Origin of the sequence: Pseudomonas sp. KK4, from assembly GCF_001984065.1 — a bacterium.
Classification (GTDB): Bacteria; Pseudomonadota; Gammaproteobacteria; order Pseudomonadales; family Pseudomonadaceae; genus Aquipseudomonas.
On the sequence record NZ_LYVP01000203.1, the window covers coordinates 1 to 4,842 of the forward strand.

At 61.7% G+C, this 4,842-nt stretch carries 5 protein-coding genes; 1 reads left to right on the top strand and 4 read right to left on the bottom strand.

Translation table 11 applies throughout. The features are described from left to right. Window positions 1-54: 54 nt before the first annotated feature. The 4 genes from B0W55_RS28635 to B0W55_RS28650 all read right to left on the bottom strand — a co-directional run bounded on the left by B0W55_RS28635 (window position 55) and on the right by B0W55_RS28650 (window position 3,710). On the bottom strand, window positions 55-1,014 hold the full coding sequence (locus B0W55_RS28635; RefSeq protein ID WP_077049264.1) for an AraC family transcriptional regulator: 960 nt from the start codon (window positions 1,012-1,014) through the stop codon (window positions 55-57). 262 nt (window positions 1,015-1,276) lie between these two features. Then, window positions 1,277-2,206: a catechol 1,2-dioxygenase gene (catA, locus tag B0W55_RS28640; RefSeq protein ID WP_077049265.1), complete on the bottom strand. Its 930-nt coding sequence runs from the start codon at window positions 2,204-2,206 to the stop codon at window positions 1,277-1,279. Between the two features lie 54 nt (window positions 2,207-2,260). Further along, window positions 2,261-2,551: a muconolactone Delta-isomerase gene (gene catC, locus B0W55_RS28645; protein WP_077049266.1), complete on the bottom strand. Its 291-nt coding sequence runs from the start codon at window positions 2,549-2,551 to the stop codon at window positions 2,261-2,263. Between the two features lie 10 nt (window positions 2,552-2,561). Beyond that, window positions 2,562-3,710 carry a muconate cycloisomerase family protein gene (locus tag B0W55_RS28650; protein ID WP_175645586.1) on the bottom strand — a complete coding sequence of 383 codons (1,149 nt, stop codon included), beginning with the start codon at window positions 3,708-3,710 and terminating at the stop codon, window positions 2,562-2,564. A gap of 127 nt (window positions 3,711-3,837) precedes the next feature. Here B0W55_RS28650 and B0W55_RS28655 point away from each other — a divergent pair, with 127 nt between their 5' ends. Next, window positions 3,838-4,722 carry a LysR family transcriptional regulator gene (locus B0W55_RS28655; protein ID WP_077049267.1) on the top strand — a complete coding sequence of 295 codons (885 nt, stop codon included), beginning with the start codon at window positions 3,838-3,840 and terminating at the stop codon, window positions 4,720-4,722. The last annotated feature ends 120 nt before the right edge of the window (window positions 4,723-4,842 follow it).

Below are 4,842 nucleotides of genomic sequence, written 5' to 3' on the forward strand. Positions count from 1 at the left end.
CGCAACCCAGCGGGAGCAAGCTCCCTCGCCACGGGGTCCGAGCTGCCAATGCGGTCAGTTCCGGCGCTTGAGGGTGTCGGACGGCAATTCGCCGAACTGCCTGCGGTAGCTGTCGGAGAACCTTCCCAGATGCAGGAAGCCGTAGTCCATGGCCACTTCGGTGACGTTGCGCACGGGGCAGGTGGGGTCGCTCAGGCAGGCGTGGATGCGTTCCAGACGTTTCTGGCGGATGTAGTTTTTCGGCGTGGTGTCGGCATTGCGTTCGAACAGGCCATACAACGAGCGCAGGCTCATGTGTGCCTGGCGCGCCAGGGCTTCGCTGTCGAGGTTGTGCTTGAGGTTTTTACTGATGTAATCGGCAATGGCTTCGAACGAGGCGGCCTGGGAGCCGATCTCCAGGCGGCTGACATTGGTCTTCATCAGGCTGAGCATCTTGCTGGCGATGATCTGCGCGTAGTGCTCCTGCACCCTGGGGATCTGCTCGGTGGCCTCGGCCTCCTGGCAGATCATTGCCAGCAGGTTGACGAAGCCTTCCAGTTCGTTGAGCTGATAACGGTTCTCCAGGAATCGCACGCCCTGCCCCGGATAACGCCAGCGTTGCTCGGCGCAGATCGATTCGAACAGCGACGTGGGGACTTTGAGGATGAATTTTTCGCAATCGTCGGAGTAGGTCAGGTCCACCGGGTCGTCGGGATTGATCAGCAACAGCTCACCGGGGGCGAAATAATGTTCGCCACCGTGCCCGCGCCACAGGCAATGGCCGCGCAACAGCACTTGCAGGTGATAGATGGTTTCCAGCGCGCCGGAGGTGACGCGAACGCTGCCGCCGTAGCTGATGCGGCACAGGTCCAGGCTGGCGAATTTGCGATGGTTGAGACTGGCCAGGGGGTGGCCGGTACGGGGCATCAGGATGCAATGGTTACCGACGTGCTGATTGACGTAGCCCGACACCGCGTGGGGGTCGGCCTGATCGAAAACCGTGCTGCGCTGACTGAGCAGTTGCGCTTGCATCATCGGGTCACTCTCGTTGTTGTTATGGGGTGCTTCGAGTCATTCTAAGACAGTCCTGGCGACGGTGTGTCAGTGGACTGACCTGTGGAATGTATTTGTTCCTGAACCAACAGGACCCACATGTGGGAGCGGGCTTGCTCGCGAAGGCGGTGTGTCAGTCAAAAGTGATTTTGAATGTCAGACCGTATTCGCGAGCAAGCCCGCTCCCACAGGGGTTCGATGCACACACAGTATGTGTGTGCGGCCTCTCCCCCGTGGGTATTGATCAATCTTCCAGGGCGCGAACCCGTTCGTGACGCTGCTGCTCTTCAGGCTGGGCCGAGGATTGCAGGGTGAAGTCGAAGTCGATCTCGGCAAAACGGCCGCTCACACCGTGGGCCGCAGCACGCGCCTGGTCGTCGCTGAAGGTGATCTTGGCGATCAGCTCGTCGCGGGTGGCGTAGGCGAAGTCGTCGTGCAGGTACTTCTCGCCATCGAGGTTGATCTGGGTGGTCAGGTGACGATGGTCCGGCGCGGAGATGAAGAAGTGGATGTGCGCCGGGCGCTGGCCGTGACGGCCCAGTTGATCGAGCAGTTGCTGGGTCGGACCGTCCGGCGGGCAGCCGTAGCCCGACGGCACGATGCTCTGGAAGCGGTAGCGGCCCTCGGCATCGGTGACGATACGGCGACGCAGGTTGAATTCCGATTGGGTGGTGTCGAAGTACGAGTAGGTCCCGCCAGTGTTGGCGTGCCACACATCCACCACGGCGCCCGCCAGGGGTTCGCCCGCGGTATTGAACACCCGGCCCTGCATGAACAGGGTCACACCCGGGTCGACGCCATCGTCCAGACGCGCTTCACCCTGGGACAGCGGCGCACCCGCCACGTACAGCGGGCCTTCGATGGTGCGCGGAGTACCACCGGACTTGCCGGCCTGCTCGTCTTCGGCGTCCATCAACAGGTCCAGGTAATGCTCCAGGCCCAGGCCCGCCACCACCAGCCCGGCTTCCTGGCGTGCACCGAGCACGTTGAGGTAGTTGACCGCTTTCCAGAATTCTTCCGGGGTCACCGCCAGGTCTTCGATGATGTTCACCGAGTCCCGCAGGATGCGGTAGATCAGCGCCTTGGTCCGCGCATCGCCGGCATCGTTGTGCAGGCCGGCGGCTTCTTCGAGAAATGTCTGGACTTCGGCAGTGTGGGAAATCTTGACGTTCATTTTATCGGTTCCTCATCTTGTAATTATTGGCGTAGCGAGCTGAACAGGCTGGACTCAGCGGTCATCGTCACGGATGGAAGAAGGATGCCGGCACATCGCGTCGATTTCGATGGCCATGTACGGAAACAACGGCAATTGCATCAGCAGGTCATGCAGTTCCTGGACACTGTCGACGTCGAACACGCTGTAGTTGGCGTAGTACCCGGCGATGCGCCACAGGTGTCGCCACTTGCCTTGATCCTGCAGGCGCAGGGCCAGGGCTTTTTCGTCAGCCTTGAGTTTGGCGGCTGCTTCTGGATTCATGTCGACCGGCAGGTTCACGGTCATCTTTACGTGGAACAGCATAATGCTCTCCTCAGGCTTGATGAATGGCAGTGGAAGTTTTGTCGCGGCGGAAAAACGCCAGGCGTTCTTCGTCCAGGCTCAGGCCCAGCCCCGGTGTTTTCGGCACATGCAGCTCGAAATCGCGGTACACCAGCGGTTCGCTGAGAATGTCTTCGGTCAGCAGCAGCGGGCCGAACAGCTCGGTGTCCCAGGCCAGTTTGTTCAGGGTGACGAAGGCATGGGCCGAGGCCATGGTGCCCAGGCCGCCTTCGAGCATGGTGCCGCCGTACAGGGCGATCCCCGCCGCTTCGGCGATAGAGGCAGTGCGCAACACGGCGCGCGGGCCGCCGTTCTTGGCGATTTTCAGGGCGAACACCGACGCCGCGCCTTCGCGGGCCAGGTTGAACGCGTCTTCCACGCACTCGATGGACTCGTCGGCCATGATCGGCGCCGGGCTCATGGCATTGAGGCGCACCATGCCGGCGCGGTTGTTGCGCGAGATCGGCTGTTCGATCAGGTCGATACCATTGGTACCGAGGATGCGGCAGGCGCGCAATGCGACGGCTTCGTCCCAGGCCTGGTTGACGTCGACCCGTACGCTGGCGCGGTCGCCCAGGGCTTTCTTGATCGCAATCACGTGGGCCAGGTCGCGGTTGACTTCGCCGGCGCCGATTTTCAGTTTGAAGATGCGGTGGCGGCGCAGGTCGAGCATTTTTTCCGCTTCGGCGATGTCCTTTTCGGTGTCGCCGCTGGCCAGGGTCCAGGCCACCGGCAGCGCATCGCGCACCCGGCCGCCGAGCAGTTCACTCACTGGCACCCCCAGGCGCTTGCCCTGGGCGTCGAGCAGCGCGGTTTCGATACCGGACTTGGCGAAGGTGTTGCCACGGATGCTGCGCTCCAGGCGCAGCATGGCGGCGTTGACGTTGCCACTGTCCTGACCGATCAACAACGGCGCGAAATGCGTGTCGATGTTGGTCTTGATGCTGTCCGGGCTTTCATTGCCGTAGGCCAGACCACCGATGGTGGTGGATTCACCGATGCCTTCGATGCCATCGGCGCAACGCACGCGAATGATCACCAGGGTCTGGTTCTGCATGGTGTGCATCGCCAGCTTGTGCGGGCGGATGGTCGGCAGATCGACGATGATCGTCTCGATCGATTCAATGGCGGAAGCAAGCATTTCGATACCCATCAGGTTCTTGGAGTTCTGGAACCGATTCTGGTACGGCTTTTTTTCGGATGCCAATATAGAATTGGTCTGACTTGATACCTTAAAGGTATGCAAAAGCAATTGGATCGGAGGCTCCATGGAACTGCGTCACCTGCGGTATTTTCAGGTTTTGGCTCAAACCCTCAATTTCACTCGGGCGGCGGAACTGCTGCACATTGCCCAGCCGCCCCTGAGCCGGCAGATCCAGCAATTGGAGGATGAACTGGGAGTCATCCTGCTCGAGCGCGGACGGCCGCTGAAATTGACCGATGCAGGGCGGTTTTTCCATGAGCATTCCACGGCGCTGCTCGAACAGTTGACCAAGGTGTGTGACAACACCCGGCGCATCGGTCTGGGGGAAAAGACCTGGCTGGGGATCGGGTTTGCGCCCTCGACCTTGTATGGCGTGTTGCCGGAGCTGATCCGCCGTTTGCGCAGTGGCGAACCGCTGGAACTGGAGTTGGGGTTGTCGGAGATGACCACCCTGCAACAGGTGCAGGCGCTCAAGGCCGGGCGGATCGATATCGGCTTCGGGCGGATTCGCATCGATGACCCGGCGATCGTCCAGACCGTGCTCACCGAAGACCGCCTGGTCGCCGCCCTGCCCGCCGGCCACCCGCTGCTGGCCGGCCCCATCAGCCTGCGCGACCTGGCCCGGGAGCCCTTCGTGCTCTACCCCGGCAACCCCCGCCCCAGCTACGCCGACCATGTGATTGCGCTGTTCGAGTCCTATGGCGTGAGCATCCACGTGGCGCAGTGGACCAACGAACTGCAGACCGCGATCGGTCTGGTAGGCGCCGGCATCGGCATCACCCTGGTCCCCGCCTCGGTACAACTGCTGCACCGCGACGACATCGGCTTCACCCCCCTGCTCGAAGACAACGCCACCTCACCGATCATCCTCAGCCGCCGAGTGGGCGACGTGTCGCCGGGGTTGAATCATTGTTTACGCATGATTGATGAGTTACTGCCCAGGGATTGACCCGGGGGTAACGGGCCTTTGTGGCGAGGGAGTTCACTCCCGTCCGGCTGCGCAGCAGTCGCAAGACCTGTGCATGCGGTGTGTATGGAGAAATGGGGTGTCTGGGTTTGGGGCCGCTTC

What these genes read in the sequence shown, in the direction of transcription:
- B0W55_RS28650 (WP_175645586.1), bottom strand. Translation starts at nt 3,710, where the DNA reads ATGCTTGCTTCCGCCATTGAATCGATCGAGACGATCATCGTCGATCTG.
- B0W55_RS28635 (WP_077049264.1), bottom strand. Translation starts at nt 1,014, where the DNA reads ATGATGCAAGCGCAACTGCTCAGTCAGCGCAGCACGGTTTTCGATCAG.
- catA (WP_077049265.1), bottom strand. Translation starts at nt 2,206, where the DNA reads ATGAACGTCAAGATTTCCCACACTGCCGAAGTCCAGACATTTCTCGAA.
- catC (WP_077049266.1), bottom strand. Translation starts at nt 2,551, where the DNA reads ATGCTGTTCCACGTAAAGATGACCGTGAACCTGCCGGTCGACATGAAT.
- B0W55_RS28655 (WP_077049267.1), top strand. Translation starts at nt 3,838, where the DNA reads ATGGAACTGCGTCACCTGCGGTATTTTCAGGTTTTGGCTCAAACCCTC.